Source organism: Acinetobacter schindleri (assembly GCF_010918895.1).
GTDB lineage: Bacteria > Pseudomonadota > Gammaproteobacteria > Pseudomonadales > Moraxellaceae > Acinetobacter > Acinetobacter schindleri.
Window position 1 is genome coordinate 1,848,688 of the sequence record NZ_CP044483.1, and the last position, 15,336, is coordinate 1,864,023.

The 15,336-nt window shown below is 39.1% G+C and carries 19 protein-coding genes and 1 pseudogene; 10 read left to right on the forward strand and 10 right to left on the reverse strand.

Annotated features, from left to right (window positions below; translation table 11 throughout):
- The first annotated feature begins 318 nt into the window (after positions 1-318).
- The 7 genes from FSC11_RS08955 to FSC11_RS08985 all read left to right on the forward strand — a co-directional run bounded on the left by FSC11_RS08955 (position 319) and on the right by FSC11_RS08985 (position 4,247).
- Positions 319-741: a hypothetical protein gene (locus tag FSC11_RS08955; RefSeq protein ID WP_163166452.1), complete on the forward strand. Its 423-nt coding sequence runs from the start codon at positions 319-321 to the stop codon at positions 739-741.
- A 2-nt stretch (positions 742-743) separates the two neighbouring features.
- On the forward strand, positions 744-1,862 hold the full coding sequence (locus FSC11_RS08960) for an ATP-binding protein (protein ID WP_163166454.1): 1,119 nt from the start codon (positions 744-746) through the stop codon (positions 1,860-1,862).
- Positions 1,859-3,043 (forward strand): hypothetical protein, encoded by a 1,185-nt coding sequence (locus tag FSC11_RS08965; protein ID WP_163166456.1) that lies wholly within the window; start codon positions 1,859-1,861, stop codon positions 3,041-3,043. Before FSC11_RS08960 ends, FSC11_RS08965 begins: the two co-directional genes overlap by 4 nt.
- Positions 3,044-3,173: 130 nt before the next feature.
- Positions 3,174-3,416, forward strand: a complete 243-nt coding sequence (locus FSC11_RS08970; RefSeq protein ID WP_163166458.1) for a hypothetical protein — start codon at positions 3,174-3,176, stop codon at positions 3,414-3,416.
- Positions 3,416-3,688 carry a hypothetical protein gene (locus FSC11_RS08975; protein ID WP_163166460.1) on the forward strand — a complete coding sequence of 91 codons (273 nt, stop codon included), beginning with the start codon at positions 3,416-3,418 and terminating at the stop codon, positions 3,686-3,688. The genes FSC11_RS08970 and FSC11_RS08975 overlap by 1 nt, the downstream gene beginning before the upstream one ends.
- A complete protein-coding gene (locus FSC11_RS08980; protein WP_163166462.1) occupies positions 3,688-3,963 on the forward strand; it encodes a hypothetical protein in 276 nt (91 codons plus the stop codon). Before FSC11_RS08975 ends, FSC11_RS08980 begins: the two co-directional genes overlap by 1 nt.
- The gene (locus tag FSC11_RS08985) at positions 3,963-4,247 is read left to right on the forward strand and encodes a pyocin activator PrtN family protein (protein WP_005104467.1); all 285 of its coding nucleotides are present in this window, start codon (positions 3,963-3,965) and stop codon (positions 4,245-4,247) included. The genes FSC11_RS08980 and FSC11_RS08985 overlap by 1 nt, the downstream gene beginning before the upstream one ends.
- A 101-nt stretch (positions 4,248-4,348) precedes the next feature.
- Here FSC11_RS08985 and FSC11_RS16510 read toward each other — a convergent pair.
- Positions 4,349-4,414: pseudogene (locus FSC11_RS16510) on the reverse strand (hypothetical protein); the annotation flags it as partial.
- 81 nt (positions 4,415-4,495) lie between these two features.
- Between FSC11_RS16510 and FSC11_RS08990 the strand changes: the two are divergent.
- Together FSC11_RS08990 and FSC11_RS08995 are read left to right on the forward strand one after the other, a co-directional pair.
- Positions 4,496-5,701, forward strand: coding sequence for a DUF1615 family protein (locus FSC11_RS08990; protein ID WP_163167754.1), 1,206 nt, complete (start codon positions 4,496-4,498; stop codon positions 5,699-5,701).
- Positions 5,668-6,315, forward strand: coding sequence for an HAD-IB family phosphatase (locus tag FSC11_RS08995; protein ID WP_163166464.1), 648 nt, complete (start codon positions 5,668-5,670; stop codon positions 6,313-6,315). Before FSC11_RS08990 ends, FSC11_RS08995 begins: the two co-directional genes overlap by 34 nt.
- Before the next feature lie 72 nt (positions 6,316-6,387).
- Here the strand turns inward: FSC11_RS08995 and FSC11_RS09000 are convergent, their stop codons facing one another.
- The 8 genes from FSC11_RS09000 to FSC11_RS09035 all read right to left on the reverse strand — a co-directional run bounded on the left by FSC11_RS09000 (position 6,388) and on the right by FSC11_RS09035 (position 13,574).
- Positions 6,388-7,542: a pilus assembly PilX family protein gene (locus FSC11_RS09000; RefSeq protein ID WP_163166466.1), complete on the reverse strand. Its 1,155-nt coding sequence runs from the start codon at positions 7,540-7,542 to the stop codon at positions 6,388-6,390.
- Between the two features lie 11 nt (positions 7,543-7,553).
- Positions 7,554-8,669, reverse strand: a complete 1,116-nt coding sequence (locus tag FSC11_RS09005; protein WP_163166468.1) for a PilW family protein — start codon at positions 8,667-8,669, stop codon at positions 7,554-7,556.
- 20 nt (positions 8,670-8,689) lie between these two features.
- Positions 8,690-9,145, reverse strand: a complete 456-nt coding sequence (locus tag FSC11_RS09010) for a type IV pilus modification PilV family protein (protein ID WP_163166470.1) — start codon at positions 9,143-9,145, stop codon at positions 8,690-8,692.
- Entirely contained in the window at positions 9,142-9,639 is a 498-nt protein-coding gene (locus tag FSC11_RS09015) for a GspH/FimT family pseudopilin (protein WP_163167756.1), read from the reverse strand. The genes FSC11_RS09010 and FSC11_RS09015 overlap by 4 nt, the downstream gene beginning before the upstream one ends.
- Positions 9,636-10,028: a type IV pilin protein gene (locus FSC11_RS09020; RefSeq protein ID WP_205681833.1), complete on the reverse strand. Its 393-nt coding sequence runs from the start codon at positions 10,026-10,028 to the stop codon at positions 9,636-9,638. Before FSC11_RS09020 ends, FSC11_RS09015 begins: the two co-directional genes overlap by 4 nt.
- Positions 10,029-10,516: 488 nt before the next feature.
- On the reverse strand, positions 10,517-11,218 hold the full coding sequence (locus FSC11_RS09025) for an IS1 family transposase (RefSeq protein ID WP_004282341.1): 702 nt from the start codon (positions 11,216-11,218) through the stop codon (positions 10,517-10,519).
- A 179-nt stretch (positions 11,219-11,397) separates the two neighbouring features.
- Positions 11,398-12,492: a fatty acid desaturase family protein gene (locus FSC11_RS09030; RefSeq protein ID WP_163166474.1), complete on the reverse strand. Its 1,095-nt coding sequence runs from the start codon at positions 12,490-12,492 to the stop codon at positions 11,398-11,400.
- Between the two features lie 14 nt (positions 12,493-12,506).
- Positions 12,507-13,574 (reverse strand): ferredoxin reductase, encoded by a 1,068-nt coding sequence (locus tag FSC11_RS09035; RefSeq protein WP_171521741.1) that lies wholly within the window; start codon positions 13,572-13,574, stop codon positions 12,507-12,509.
- Between the two features lie 149 nt (positions 13,575-13,723).
- On the opposite strand from FSC11_RS09035, the gene fabR reads away from it, so the two are divergent.
- Positions 13,724-14,404 carry an HTH-type transcriptional repressor FabR gene (gene fabR / locus FSC11_RS09040; RefSeq protein WP_004894263.1) on the forward strand — a complete coding sequence of 227 codons (681 nt, stop codon included), beginning with the start codon at positions 13,724-13,726 and terminating at the stop codon, positions 14,402-14,404.
- 57 nt (positions 14,405-14,461) lie between these two features.
- Here the strand turns inward: fabR and FSC11_RS09045 are convergent, their stop codons facing one another.
- Complete coding sequence (locus FSC11_RS09045) at positions 14,462-15,265, reverse strand: alpha/beta fold hydrolase (RefSeq protein WP_163167758.1); 804 nt, start codon at positions 15,263-15,265, stop codon at positions 14,462-14,464.
- Positions 15,266-15,336 lie beyond the last annotated feature (71 nt).

The window sequence follows — 15,336 nt, forward strand, 5'->3', positions numbered from 1 at the left end:
CCTTAAAACATTTCGTATTAATAGCTTGTATAAATTTCTCAATATCTTCTGGTTCAACAATTCCTCTTGAGATTAGAGTTAGTATTAGCTGAAATGTTTGTTCTTGATTCATGTGCGTAAACTCCAAACAACCCACCCCAGCGGTGGGTTTTCTTTTGTCTATTAAAACACAAAATAATAATTAAGTAACTTTTATTACTTTTAGTATTGACTTATAAAGTAAGTTATCTTACCTTTATCTCACAGACAACAAAAAGCCCCAGCGTAGCGCGAACTACCTGAGGCCCAACCCACTCTCTCTCAGTGAGTAAATAAATTATGAACGTAAAATCAAATCCTTTCAACTCTGCAAAAGTGTTTCTTGCTTCTTCAGCATTAACACTTGCTGCCTTAGCTCTAATTGCTAAACCGGAAGCAACTGAATACAAGCCAAGCTATAGCAATTCCCAGCCTTCTGAATACGGCGTGCAAACTCTTAAAATCGATGGTGAAACTGGTGTTGCTGTTATAAAGCTTGATGGCTTCCGTGTACAGGTTAGTTTTGACTTTGAGTCCTATAAAGACAGCTACGGCGTTCCAGGCTCTGACTTTACAGCGGTTGAAATCACCAATTTAGCCGTTGACCAGATCACGGATGCCAATGGCAATCCATATAACGACTTCACTGATTACAACGACCACCGCAATATCAATTTATTGCTCTCCACTTTCATTGAAAAAAATAACTTGGTGGAGGTGTAATCATGGCACTACCTATCATTCCAGCTGATCAGCCTTTACTAGTTTCAGCAATTATTACTTACCTGTATGCCGATCCAGGCTTAGGGAAAACATCTATTGGCTTTACAGGTGACAAGGCTATTTCTTTTGACTTTGACAAAGGCGCGCACCGTACCGGTGAACTTCGTCGCGGTGCAGTTGTCCAGGTGAATCAATGGGCCGATGTTGCGAACCTTACACCTCAAGACCTGGCACCTTATAACACCGTGGTTATTGATACTGTGGGCGCAATGCTGGAAAGCATCAAGACTCATCTAATGCTAAACAGTACCAATAAGCAGAAAGATGGCTCACTGAAACTTAAAGCCCAGGGACTGGCCAATAACATCTTTAAGCAATACGTGAACACGCTGATTTCTGCCGGTAAGGATGTTGTGTTCATTGCACATGCATCAGAAGACCAGAACGGCGACCAGGTAATCTATCGTCCTGATCTGGGTGGTAAGAACCGTAATGAGCTTTACCGTATTGCAGACATCATGGGTTACCTAACCACGGTTACCACTGGTGAAGGTAAACATGCCCGAGTAATCAGCTTTAAGCCTTGCCCTACCCATCACGCTAAGAATGCCGGTGGCCTTGGCGGTGAAACTGGTGAAGTGTGGGTGCCAGATTTAAAGGCCAGTCCTACGTTTCTGGCTGACTTAATCAAGCAGGCCAAAGATCACATTAACACCATGACACCAGAGCAACTTGCAGCAATCAAAGCTCAAGAAGATTTGGAAAATTACATTCAAAGCTGTGCTGAAGCGCAATACGCAAGTGACTTAAATCAGCTCACTGAATCTATTGATAAGAATCACACGTATTACAAGCAAATGCGCGCAGCTCTGAAAACACGTGCTGAAGAAATGGGATGTCAATTTGATAAAGAACGTGGTGCATGGTGTGAACCTGCTGAGTTTTTTGGGCTTTCAGATCAACAATTAGCTGAATTTCAAGACTTCATTGATGCACGTGGCCTGGATGCAAAAACAGTATGTGAGCACCTGGGTATTGACGCACTGAACCAAATTGAAGCCAGCAAACTGGCAGCGGTACAACAGGAAATTGAACAATTAGCAAAGGAATCAATGGCATGAAAATTTTAAATAGCAAAGAAGCTTTTGAGGCAATGATGGCTAGCCGAAAAATTATGTGCCGCGCCGTTGGTGAATTGATGGATTTCGATGATCTGGATCGTTTCCCGGCAACTATCTTTGCAATGCCAGGCTATGAGTTCTCTATCAAAGTTGAAACTATGGAGTTGGCTGGCATTACCTTCACTAAGCCTTTAACTCTTGATGACGTCGTGGAAGATCAGGAAATCTTTCTAGTTTACCCTAATCACATTGCACACACTCAATTCACTTCACTGTCTGGCAAGTATGTTGAATGTGTAAAAAATGGTTTTGCCCAGATGGATCAGGAGAATGCTGAATTACAGCTACAAGCAATTGGTAAACTCCTTGGACGAACTATTGCTTACCCTTTGACGATAGAAAGTCATTACAAGCCTGAAAAGAAGCGTCGCAGCCGAAAAGCCAAGGAAGATACTGAACAGGTTGGCATACCAGCTGGTCCAGGTAATTCCATACCAAATATCGAGAAGCAGCCTGAACTAGAAGTGATTCAGCCCGTTGAGGCTATAGCACAAGAAAACACATTTGGAAGTCAGTCTAATATTCAAATTACCGAGCAAGGTTCGATTGCTATAGCAGAAGACGGCTTGATCGATGATTTGATTGAAACTGACCCCGTAAAACTTATTGAGAAGTTCACAGCACAAATTGACCAGTTTACTAATCCTGATGACGTTCTTTCCTTCCGCCACGTATTTCTGGCCAATGGACACTTAGATCAAAAAGATCAACAGCACTTGTGCAAACTGACTGAAGATAAATTGCTTGAACTGGATCCTGAGCAATACACGCCTAAGGTTGAACCTGAATCAATCGCAGATGAGGTCATTGAAGTCGTGCAACCAAGTTTGATTGATGAAATTGATCAACAAGCCACTAAGGTTGTTAAGGACAAAATCTGTAAAGACATGATGTCAGGTAGCGGTCAATCAAGCTATCCAGTTGATATGCTTTATACACAAAAGAAAAAGATGCTGATTAACCGCATTCAGGAAATGGATTCGATTGAAGCTTTAGAACGACTGGCGCCAGCAATACCAGCTGCAAAATTCAATCCAGAAGATCACCAGGAACTATTGCAAATTTACGCTGAGCGTAAAACTGCAATGCAACATGCTGATTACAACAGCGAGGCATCATGAGTTACCAGTATTCATCAATGACCCGCGTGCTGCTTGTGCAGTACAAGGGTCGGGTTAAGACCTACAGGAATGTCAATCTGTTTGGAATTGAAGATTGCATTAGAGACTTTGTGAATAGCTGGGGATATCGATGATTTTCCGAATTAAACAAAAGCATGAGCTTGGCTTTAAGTTATGGCTCGAAAAGCTTGGATACACCAAGAAAGAACTTGCAGATGGTAGCTCAACATTTTCAGGCAAAGGCACACGTAAAGCATTGAGCTATGTGTTTTTAAAGAAAGATTTAACAGGCAATGCGGCATGTCAGGTGTTATTTGATGAATATGAGATGCACTTGCGTTGCCCAATGTATTTAGATGTGGAGATGGCGTGATGGAAGATAACAAATTATGGGCAGTCAATATTCCCGAAGAACCTGATTCAGAAGAAATTTTATACCCTGTTCCATCAAAAGAATTGGGTGAGCAAGTTGTTCAACGTTTGCGTAGAGAGGCTATTGAAGCATTTGAAACAGTTGGTGAGTGCATTGCTGAAGCGGTCACTCTTGAGGAATGGAATCTTTCCGCTGATGAACATTCTAAATATTTGGAAGAAAACCCTAATTGGTGGGATGAAACTACCTTTTTAGATGGTGAGCTGGCGTGATGACTAATATCCAAGTGGCCAACTTTATTATTGGTGAACTACATAAAGAATTGCCTTTTGACCTGGTATTAAACCAGGCAGAAACAGAAGCATTTTTGACATTTGCTGAAGGTTTTAAGGGAGATTTACGACTTCCGATGACCTGTAAGAATGAATCAACCATCATTCAAATCAATAAAGAAAATGTAGATGCAATCTACCTCATGCTTTCAACCCATACCGAACAGCATGAATTGCCGGAGACGGTAAAACAAAGTTTAAAGGAGATTTCATAATGGGAGCAGCTATGAAAATTGATGATCCAGTTGATATCAGTTTTATGTTACTCATGAAGTATCGTAAACCTGTAATCAAACTCGAAGAACTCTTGCCGGATTACTTGCCTCATCTTACAATTGAACAGGCAAATAAGCGTGCAAATAAATGTACACTTCCATTTCCTGCATTTAAATCAGATGGAAGAAACTCACCTTTTTATGTTCATTTAAGTGATGTGGCTTTCTGGCTCGAATCAATACAAAAAGAGTCTAAGAAAGACTGGGTCGCAATGAACCACTAATGGTAAATTCTTCAAAATATCCCGCATGGATGCACCTATTTTGCACCTTGCACCATGCGGATACACACTAAACATATAATAATTATAATTTTTTAATTTAAATCTATCCCACCTGCCATGGGAGCAACAATCAAATTATTTGATAGTTGATACGGACCAATATACATATAAATTCATCACTTTGTTGATGAGCATAGTATACTGCATCTGCCTTGATCGCTCATCTGCTGGAATCTGATTTAGACAACATGAACAACACACTTCACCGAATTTTTACTGTTAAATCGTGGTCTGTCCTTGCTTTATCCCTAAGTCTTGCTGGCTGTGGCAATGGTTCCTGGTGGTCTTCTGATGAGCCAACTATGGAAGCTGACCAGATACCTAAAGCGATTCCATCACGTGTCAGCAATCGTGATTCATGGGCTAAAGATATCTATGATATTACCGAACAACTGGGTATTCCCCAGACTAAACAGAATATCTGTACCATTGTCGCAGTGGTGGATCAGGAATCTAATTTCCACGCAAATCCAACTGTTGCTGGTCTGGGCGAAAAAGCAGTAAAAGAAGTTCAAGGCCGTCTGGAAGAAAAATTTACTGAGAAACTTGGTGAAAGTATCGGTGGAACAGTTGCAGGATATTTCCAGGATGTTCTGAAGAATCATCCCACTCCGGATAACAACTATCTCAGCCAGATGCGTAAGGTTAAAACTGAACGTGAACTGGATGAACTGTATCGTGAAATATTTGACTATATGGCCAAACATTATCACGTGAGTGCGCTGACGGGTGCAGCCAAACTCTTTGGTCAAAACATCGGCGAAAAGCTTAATCCGATTACGACTTTAGGTTCGATGCAAGTGCATATTAGCTATGCCAAGGAGCATAAGCGTCAAGGTGGCAATATCGCTGAACTGCGTACCGATCTGTATAGTCAGTATGGCGGTCTGTATTATGGTATTCATCGTCTGATGATGTATCCGGCAGATTATGATAAACCGATCTATCGTTTTGCCGACTATAATTCAGGCATGTATTCCAGTCGTAATGCTGCCTTCCAGAGCATGCTCAATGATCTGACTGAAGCCGAACTGGATCTGGATGGCGATCTCTTGCTATATAGCAAGGATGGCAGTATCCGCTCTCAGAAAAGTCAGTCTGAACGTGAATTAATCAATGTATTTGCCAAGCATAATTTCATTATTACTGAACGTCAGATCCGGGCTGATTTAAAGAAAGAAAAAGAGAAAGATTTTGAAGACACCATGACCTATCGTGGCGTTAGCAAGCTTTATCAGGAAACAACCGGTAAAGACCCTATCTATGCCATCATGCCTGAAGTGGTCATTTCCGGACCAAAATTAAGTCGTGATTATAATACCAACTGGTTTGCTACCCGCGTCGATGGTCGATATCAAACATGCATGCGCAAAATCAAGAATCTAAAACTCTAGCCTTATTTGATTTTGATGGAACCCTGTATCTGCATGACAGTTTTACCGGGTTCATTTTTTATGCCTTGAGAAAACGGCATATTGTGAAACGTGGCATGCAAATTTTGCCATGGATTCAGGCCTATTATTTAAATTTCTATCCGGCACACCGCATGCGTCCTAAATTGTATGCTAGCATGTTTAAAGACAGTGATGCCGAGGAAATTCTGCAATTGGCTCAGGACTATGCGCAAAAACTGCTACTTAAATTAAATCCCAAACTGTTAGAGCAGCTTAGGCAACATCAAGAATTAGGCCATGAAGTGGTGCTTGTTTCTGCATCTCTGGATTTATATTTAAAACCGCTCTGCACATATTTAAATATCGATTTACTCTGTAGCGAAGTTGAAATCCAAGCCTGGAAAATAACAGGGTTTTATCAGACTCCCGACTGTAGTAATGCGCAGAAGAAAATCAGGATTTTAGAAAAATATCATTTAGATAATTATGTCGCGGTTTATGCTTATGGCAATAGTCTTGAAGATAAGGAAATGCTGGAGCTAGCTGATCATGCTTATATGGTGGGTGTCGATAATTCTTTGCCTGAAATTAGCACTTATCAAAAATTGGCTTAAATATCATTCCCAAAATAAAGCCTCAAAAACAGTTAATGAAATTGAGGCCAACTACAAACCTAACTCAATAAGTTACAATACATCATTCCAAGAAAGAATTTTGGTACTTGTCGGTTGCGTATCTGTAAATTCAGTATTTGAATTATTTCCAAAATATTTACTATTATACTGAATCATAAAATTACCACCGCCATTAATAATAGAAGATTGTGTTCCAAATTGAAATTTAGGTGTTTCAGTAGTTCCTACATTTTCAATATGACCTGCAAAAACAGCCCCATCAATATTCATTCCACCAGAACCATTTACATCAAATTTCTCACCTAGGGCTAAAATTATACCTTGGAATTTTTTACTACACTGATTGAATGCATTACCACTAATTGTTAAGTTTTTATATGCAATGATGATGCCTGAACATGGTAATTTACCTGCATAGTTCTCTCTATAAACCGTTGCTTCTTTTAAAGATGCCAATTGATCGGCAAGGTTCTTTACCTTTTCAGCATTGCCCCAATCTTTTAGATCCGTAACGGATACACATGGCGTTGAACAATCTTTACCTGAGTAATTATCTTCGTTTTTCTTTTTTATATCTGCAATTATTTTATCTTGTGCATTAGCATTTCCTGTAGCAACTGCTAATTTATCTCCACCGTTAATTGAAGCACCTGAACTTGGAGCTGTAAATCCATTTAAAATTCCTGCAAATGTTAACGCTGCTGGTAACTCTGGCAGTGAAAAAGGCTTACCTCCTCCCAAAGTCGCCAACTTGATTTTATAAATGCTTTCTCCCAATATTGCTGAACTATCACCCTTATCTTTAACAAGATTTCCTGTAATATACACAGTAACCGTTTTATTAACATTATCCCAGCAAGGATTTGTACCACATGGATTTATATAATTCGGATCAATCCAATAATATCCATTGTCCCCAAAATTAGCTTCCAATTTACCCATGTTACTGTAAGGTAGATCATTTTTCCAAGCACTCTTCGCTGATTCATCTGTAGGCCAACCATGCTCTTTTAAGCGTTTTTCAAACCAGCTTAAAAAAACTGATGCACCCTGTTCCGCAGCATTGGTCGTAATGGTTTTATTATAAATATTTGCGGTCATTTTATCCTGCATAATGGTACTACGCATAGCATACAAACCCAAGATCGCTGCAACGAGAAGCAAAATGATAGTAAAAACCAATACAAAACCTTGCTGTTTTTTCATAAAAAATATCTCTAATTATCTTTTGACATAAAGTTAAGCTCTTTAATACTGCAAGATGCAACACAGCTGATTGGGGTTATTTTAATGTAAAATTTAGTATTCTTCTCGCCTAGTGCATTAAAAGATAAAATTGATGTTTTGCTACTTACACCCTCTGCTGGTAGTGTTACACTAGCTGGTGTCTGACCATCTATCCCCCAAGAAATTTTCCAATCACTTAAATCATTATTATTCTTTTCTAAGTAGATTTTGATATTAGTACCTAATTTAATATTTTGATTTCCATTCGTTGAAAATTTAGATAATAATGTTTCACTCTCACTACCAATCTGAATTGTAAGTAAAGATAAAACGTCTGTAAGATTTGATATACTCGTTGGCTTATCTTTTACTTCCTTTTCCTTTGCTTCTTCTTTTGCCTTTAGTTCATCCTCTGCTTTTTTGTCTGCCTTTGCTTCTTCCTCGAGCAATTTTTTCAATTCTTCTTCAGTTAATTGAGACTTACCACCACTAGATAAGTTAGCTGTACTACTTTTCTGATGAGAGGTTGCAATAAATTCAAGTACGGGTTGCTTGGCTAAACCATCCTGCACAATACTGATTTTTGTTTGAACACTCGTAATATCATTCCATACATATTCCACAACTGTATCGACACTAGCATCACTCTTAAAATATGGTGTATAGGCCACAACACCCGATTTCTGAATACCGTAAGAAAATTGTAAGTTACCTATATTTTTAGCCAACACATAGAATTTATCTGGATCATTATTCCGAATACAAAGCAACTGATTATTTTCTAACTTAAGCTTGTTGGTCGATGACACACTAGAAACCCCCAAACAATCTCTTTGACTACTGTCAAAATTAATTACCAACTCATTATTCGAAGCAGGGACTGAAAAAGAATTTGCTTGACGAACTAAACGGGTAATAGTTGTGATGGCGAAACGAAACTCTTCCTGGGTACGGTCCAATCTACCTTTTTCCAGCAGCATTTTTTGGTTGCCAAACAAAATTGCCATAGCTCCACCAGTCACAACCAACCCGACTGTCAGACCTATCATTAATTCAACTAATGTCACACCGGCCTGAGCATGCTTGAAAGAAGACATTTTTTTCATTGATCAAATCCGAATAATGATTAGGTGGTACATACTGGAAGCGTAAAATTATAAGTAAAACTTTGTTGGGTGACTGCAGTTCCAGCAGCAGCTTTATCATTAACCCACGAAATTACAACTTCATAGCGTTGTTTAGTTGTATCTGGCTGTGTAACTGTTCCCTGCCAACTTTTTAAAATTTGGTGCATCGCCATTTGGTTCGTATCTAGGGTTCCAGCTTGAGCAGGATTCCAGCGATTTTGCCAACTGCTTTTAATATTTCCATACTGTGTAGAAAGGGAACACCTGTTTGCCCACATCCTATCGACCAGATCATTCGCCTGAATATTTGCAATAGTCCGTTGCATAGCTAATTGACTTTGTTGTACAGACTTAATATGTAAAATTCCAAGACCCAATATTGCCCCTGCTGTCAGAAACATGGCAATAAGTGCTTCCAATAAAGTAAAGCCCTGCTGAGCATTGAAATTTTTCATGGGCATGTAATTCCTTTGATTTTTTCAGCTCGACCGGAAACAGAAATACAAACAGAATACTTATCTTGGTCTGTCATACTCACTTCAATTCGAGGTGTTCCCGTTGTTGCACCAACACTATTAAATACAACACGACTATCAGTATTATTTGGGCCGGTAATCTCGAGATTTGGATCATCAAATTTTAAAACAGAATAAATAACAGAAGCATCTGGATTGGTAATTTGCATCACCAATCCAACATTCCATTGATTTTTACTCGTGTTAACACAGGTTGAAGCATTTGAACTAGCACAAATCGTTACTGGACGGCCAGTACGAATAGCTTCGCTGCGTGCTTGCTGCATAAAATCAACAATCGCACTGGAGGCTGTTTTTATTTTGCTTGATTTGATTAAGTTCACCATGGAAGGTGCTGCAATCATTGCTAAAATTGCCAAGATAGCCACAGTGACAATCAGCTCAAATAAGGTAAAACCTTTATTTGATTTCATTTCCAGCAACCACTTGTGGTCGGAGTTTTCGCTCCCTGTTCATTCAACGTCAGTGTTCCACATTGAGTATCATTTTGTCTGGCGGTGGGTGTTGCTGTAATCTTGAAACTTTGCTCTGAAGTGGCATCATCATCAAAATCAAAAGTGTAGTAATCACTAATATTTGTAGGTGACATCAAACTACTCGGAATGTTACTTTCGGCAGGGTAGCTAAAACTTGCATTATATTGGCTCTCCATATACTGAGCCAAATTCAGCATTGCTGCCTGCGCATCTGTGCGGTGTGCTCTTACAACATAGTTACTATAATTAGGTAGAACAATTGCTGCCAGAATCGCAATAATCGCAACCGTGATCATTAATTCAATTAGAGTGAAACCCGCCTGCATAGATCGACGACTACCATCTCTATTTCTATACATTTTGTTACACTCTTCACCATTTACATACAATTGATGAAAATTACCACAATTTCAAAAATCTAAAGTTAGCAAAAATGCTCATTATTTTTAAGTGATAGCTCATTTAATTTATAAAATAATAATTATTATCATTAATATTCAATAATTCATAATAGTTTAACTTATTTTCAATATAATTTATAAAACATATTAAAATCAATTTATTATAAATATACGTTCATATTTATTTACTTTAATGAATTTTAAAAAATCGCTATACATATTAATTAAAAATACTCTATAAGAATATATAAAAATCAATTTACTTTTCTTTTAAATTAACAATTGTCAAAAGTGCTCAAAATAAAAGTTTAAATAAAAATATTTCCTATCAAAACTTAACAAAAAATAACCATTTTTAAATTTACCCTATTAAAACTATAATTTTTGGTGGTGTTTCAAAAAGTATGCTGGCATTAAACGAATCCATTATTGATATAAAAGAACACTAAATCAAAGGCTTTGAAATGATTTTCAAGCTTTTTGGAGAAGTTGCAGCTTCTCCTAAAGCCTCGCCTGATTCGATGCCGTAATCGACAATTATTGCCTTCTATACCCACAGTGAAAAATTTACCAATCAACTGTTTGCATTCTTTAAAGGTCGTAACAAAGCTATCCCAATGGTCACTTGATATACATGTATAGCTTACACCTAACTGCTTCAATTTTAATTTAAGTCGTTTTGCAGTGGCTAAATCTCGGTTACCCCATACATAAGCAACAATTTCACCTGTTTCTCGATGATAGGCATAAATTAGCCATTGTTTATTTTGCTTATGACCAACAAAAGTCCAAAACTCATCTACTTCAAGGGTTTCATAATGACTTTGCTGTGCTCGAAGTTGATATTTTGATTGGCTAAGTGTCCGTAGAACTTTACCGATACTTACTCTTTCAATTTCTGCTATATCCCTGACACCACTGCCTCGCACCATGAGGTGTAATATTTTGGTTTTGATACCTGAGTGACAGCCTTGATAACTGAGAGCATGATCACCAATAAATTGACGTCTGCATATTTTACATTGGTAATTTTGCTTACCATCTACTTTTGTGCCATTTTTCTTTATACTGTCACTTAGGCAGGCTGGACACTTGATTTCTAGAGTTATTCGCATTTCTCTATTTTATCAAAATCCAACCTGCTTTTTTTCAGCATACTTTTTGAAACACCACCTAATTTTTATTAAGTATATGTTCTGCCTTTATTTTTAATATAGAATTAATTTTATCTATACAAAGATTACCAATAAAAAACCACTTCAATTGAAGTGGTTTTTTATTAAATTATAGAAACTTATTTTCTAAACGGAAATGCATACTTCACAATACGCTTAATCACACTGCCGTACTGTTTCACCAGACTGGCATTGTTATAGTTCAGACCATATTTTTCACAGACTGCCTGAACTTTTGGCGCCATTTGACGATAACGACGTGCCGGCACATCTGGGTATAAATGGTGCTCAATCTGATGGCTCAAGTGACCAGTCAGAATATGAAACGCTTCAGAGCCTGTCAGATTCGATGAACCACGGATCTGTCGCATATACCAGTGACCACGGCTTTCATTTTCCAGTACTGATTTCGGGAATACTTCAACATCCTTAGTAAAGTGGCCACAGAAAATAATACTAAATGTCCAAACGTTACGGATACCATTTGCCACCATATTACCAGCAAACACCGGCAATGCAGCAGGACCTGCAATCAACGGGAAGAAGACATAGTCCTTAAACAGCTGTTTGGTAATTTTACGCTGCATTGGTTTCCATTCTTCTTTGGTCTGTTCCTTGGTTTTACGACCCTTGAAGTATTTACCCAGTTCAAGGTTTTGAATCGCTACGCCCCATTGGAACAACAGGCAGAATGGAATGCTGTAAATCGGTTGTAATAAATAAGATGGCTTCCAGCGTTGTTCAGGGAACAGACGAACCAGACCATAGCCGATATCATCATCCATACCTTTAATATTGGTATAGGTATGATGTTTAAAGTTATGGGTTTGACGCCAGTTATCAGAAGTACCCACAATGTCCCATTCATAGGTCTGGCCATTCATCTTAGGATCATTCATCCAGTCGTACTGACCGTGCATGACATTATGACCCAACTCCATATTTTCCATGATTTTGGCAAAACCAAGCAGACCTGTACCTAAAATCCATGCTGGTGGGAACCAGCCTGCGAACAATAACGCACGACCCGCGATAGAAGAGTAACGAATTGCAGAATAGACACGACGGATGTATTTCGCGTCTTTCTCACCCAAGTCATCTAGCACTTCCTGCTTGATCGCATCAAGTTCACGCGCAAGTTCGTCCAATTCTGTCTGTGTCAGTTCACGGTTTTTTGGATTTTTAAAATACTGAAATTTTACTGGCATATTCATAGTGATCAACTCGCTTATAGGTCGATGACAAGGTCAGTCTGCGCTGAATTCACACAAATTTTCAGGAGGTTTCCTGGTTCTTTATTTTGTGCGCCATTGACTAAATTTTTGGTAGAACCTTCAACTTTATTGCAAGCGCATTTATTACAAATACCCATACGACAGCCATGGTTCGGTTTAATATTTTGCTGTTCCAGACTCGCCAGAATAGACTGACCTTTTGGAATGCTAACAACTTTATTAGATTGCGTCAGTGTGACATTCACAAAGCCTGTTTCAGTGTTATCGTCCAGACTCATGCTGAAAGCTTCAGACTTAAATACTTTGGCATGAGCAAACAGTATTTCTGCCTGAGCGACAAAACCTGATGGACCGCAAGCATAGACTGTTGTCTGATCAATATTTTGAAGATCGGCCAGATGACTTTGATTCAAGCGTTCTGCAACTGGTTGTTCCTGAGTCGCGAATACTTTAAAGCTAAAGTTTGGATACTGCGCAGCAAATTCTTCAAAACGTGATTTGAATGCGACATCTTGATAATGCTTTACCCAGTACAGAAGCTGTACTGGCTGTTGACTCAGCTTGCCAGTCTTGCTTAATGCTTCGAGCAAACTCAGCATAGGTGTAATACCACTACCCGCTGCCAACAACAGCATTGGTGTTGCTTCAACAGCTAAAGTCATATCGCCAAATGGCAAACCGAATTCAATAATGTCACCAACTTGAGCTATATTTGCCGCCCAATGACTTACCTTGCCATCTTCAACTTTCTTGATGGTCAGTAACACATGTTGCTGATCCAGCTGAGTCAGACTATAGCTACGCTCGTAACGAATACCATTTACCACAACGTAAACTGGATGATGCTGGCCCGCTTCGCCAAATTTGAACAAGCGATTGACCAGAATTTTCAGGCTGACCATATCCTGGGCAGCATTTTCTTTATGCACAATCTTGCCCAATGGCTGGTTCAACGACCAGAGTGGGTTAAATTTCTGCATCCAGAAATTAATCGCATGCTGATCAATCACGCTTTCTTTAAAGAAATCGATCGGCGATTTACGTTTTGCGAGTACCTGCATCTTCATAGCAATCTTGTTGGGTTTTGAATTATTATACACATGTATATATATTTGTATATATACATGTATTGTTTCTATTCATTTCACAAGTTTGCTGGGCTTCGCTATAATACTGGAATGCCTCATATCCAATACATGACGAGTCTTCAATGAAAATAAGCAGTGACGCTTCCCTACTCAAAACAAAGAACATTGATGAACCGATCATTGTACGCAGCGTGGGGCGTAAGGCGACCATTACCAAAGAAGAACTGTTTCAGGCAGCCTTGAATCTGATTGGCCCACAAAAAAGTATTGCCTCTTTAAGCCTGCGTGAAGTAGCACGCGAAGCCGGTATTGCACCGAACAGCTTTTATCGTCACTTTAAAGATATCGATGAACTGGCAATTGAACTGATTGACCGTGCCGGTCTGGTTTTGCGTAAGATTCTGAATGAATCGCGTTTAAAGGCATCGAAACAGAACAGTATTATCCGTAGTTCAGTAGAAGTATTTATTGCCCAGTTAGATGCTGATGAAGGCAACCTGAGTTTGTTACTCCGTGAAGGCTATACCGGTTCACAATCATATAAACAGGCGGTAGAACGTCAACTCCAGTATTTTCAGCAGGAATTACAGGAAGACCTAGTACGTCTGGAAAGACTAAATAAAAGCCGTCTGCTCTATCCGGATATTGCTGCCAAAGCGATTACCCAGCTGGTATTTAACATGGGTGCCAAAGTGATAGATATGCCAGCTGATGAACGTCAGGAAATTGCTGAACAGACCATGATCATGATCCGCATGATTTTGGAAGGTGCTCGACATCTCGATCAGTCTCAAATCCGTTAATCTTGATGAATACAAGCTAAATAAAAAGAGATACCGATCATCTCTTTTTATTCGATATTATCCCAAAGTTTTCAGTTTGGCTTTTACATATTCAGCTACCTGTTTTGGCTGTTCCAGTGGAAACATATGTCCACCTGGCAAGACTGAATAATCAATTTGATAAATTTTCTTTAAGCCTTGCGGCAGACCCTGTTGATAGAACTGGCTCTGTTCTGCAGTGATGAGGTGAATGGGAACTTGCGGTGCTTTACGCGGAGTACGCCACCACCAGGCCGGAACTGTCCGAAAGATTTCTGCTTCAACCTGTTTTGGAATTTTTAAAGTTACACCACCGCGCTGTTGATCTTCAACAATTCCACTGTCGATATAGTCCTGAAAACACTGTTCATCAAAATGCTTAAACAGACGATTCGATCTCAGCGCCTCTACCGCGTCCAGCTGAGATGACCAGTGGTCTTTACGCTTTAAAGTAATACCTGCCGGAGTAAAGCGATCAATACTTTTTAAATTGAACTTTTTCACCAATTCAAATAACGCACTGTTTTTCCCAATCACAAAAGGCGGATCCATAATGATGAGCTTAGAAAATAAAGCTGGTTTTTTATAAGCTGCCATCATCGTAACCAAACCGCCAAAAGAGTGTCCAAGTCCAATCACTGGCTGTCCTGAAAATTGCTGTTCAATATCGGCAATCACCTCATCCACCAAATAACGCCAGTCTGTGGTAATTGGATAATCTGGATTCATGCCGATCAAAGGAATACTTTTAACCGTATATTCATCCTGAAAACCGTTCAGGAACTTCCGATAAGTCGCTGATGGAATGCCATTGGCATGGGTAAAATGTAAGGCTGGCTTCATGCGGTTATATAGTTTTTCAATCCATGATGTCTGCAAGCTTAACCTTAAAGATGACTAAAAATGAGCACATA

Coding starts and splice junctions, on each gene's coding strand:
- FSC11_RS08955 (WP_163166452.1), top strand. CDS start 319: ATGAACGTAAAATCAAATCCTTTCAACTCTGCAAAAGTGTTTCTTGCT.
- FSC11_RS08960 (WP_163166454.1), top strand. CDS start 744: ATGGCACTACCTATCATTCCAGCTGATCAGCCTTTACTAGTTTCAGCA.
- FSC11_RS08965 (WP_163166456.1), top strand. CDS start 1,859: ATGAAAATTTTAAATAGCAAAGAAGCTTTTGAGGCAATGATGGCTAGC.
- FSC11_RS08970 (WP_163166458.1), top strand. CDS start 3,174: ATGATTTTCCGAATTAAACAAAAGCATGAGCTTGGCTTTAAGTTATGG.
- FSC11_RS08975 (WP_163166460.1), top strand. CDS start 3,416: ATGGAAGATAACAAATTATGGGCAGTCAATATTCCCGAAGAACCTGAT.
- FSC11_RS08980 (WP_163166462.1), top strand. CDS start 3,688: ATGACTAATATCCAAGTGGCCAACTTTATTATTGGTGAACTACATAAA.
- FSC11_RS08985 (WP_005104467.1), top strand. CDS start 3,963: ATGGGAGCAGCTATGAAAATTGATGATCCAGTTGATATCAGTTTTATG.
- FSC11_RS08990 (WP_163167754.1), top strand. CDS start 4,496: ATGAACAACACACTTCACCGAATTTTTACTGTTAAATCGTGGTCTGTC.
- FSC11_RS08995 (WP_163166464.1), top strand. CDS start 5,668: ATGCATGCGCAAAATCAAGAATCTAAAACTCTAGCCTTATTTGATTTT.
- FSC11_RS09000 (WP_163166466.1), bottom strand. CDS start 7,542: ATGAAAAAACAGCAAGGTTTTGTATTGGTTTTTACTATCATTTTGCTT.
- FSC11_RS09005 (WP_163166468.1), bottom strand. CDS start 8,669: ATGAAAAAAATGTCTTCTTTCAAGCATGCTCAGGCCGGTGTGACATTA.
- FSC11_RS09010 (WP_163166470.1), bottom strand. CDS start 9,145: ATGAAAAATTTCAATGCTCAGCAGGGCTTTACTTTATTGGAAGCACTT.
- FSC11_RS09015 (WP_163167756.1), bottom strand. CDS start 9,639: ATGAAATCAAATAAAGGTTTTACCTTATTTGAGCTGATTGTCACTGTG.
- FSC11_RS09020 (WP_205681833.1), bottom strand. CDS start 10,028: ATGCAGGCGGGTTTCACTCTAATTGAATTAATGATCACGGTTGCGATT.
- FSC11_RS09025 (WP_004282341.1), bottom strand. CDS start 11,218: ATGCGAATAACTCTAGAAATCAAGTGTCCAGCCTGCCTAAGTGACAGT.
- FSC11_RS09030 (WP_163166474.1), bottom strand. CDS start 12,492: ATGAATATGCCAGTAAAATTTCAGTATTTTAAAAATCCAAAAAACCGT.
- FSC11_RS09035 (WP_171521741.1), bottom strand. CDS start 13,574: ATGCAGGTACTCGCAAAACGTAAATCGCCGATCGATTTCTTTAAAGAA.
- fabR (WP_004894263.1), top strand. CDS start 13,724: ATGAAAATAAGCAGTGACGCTTCCCTACTCAAAACAAAGAACATTGAT.
- FSC11_RS09045 (WP_163167758.1), bottom strand. CDS start 15,265: ATGAAGCCAGCCTTACATTTTACCCATGCCAATGGCATTCCATCAGCG.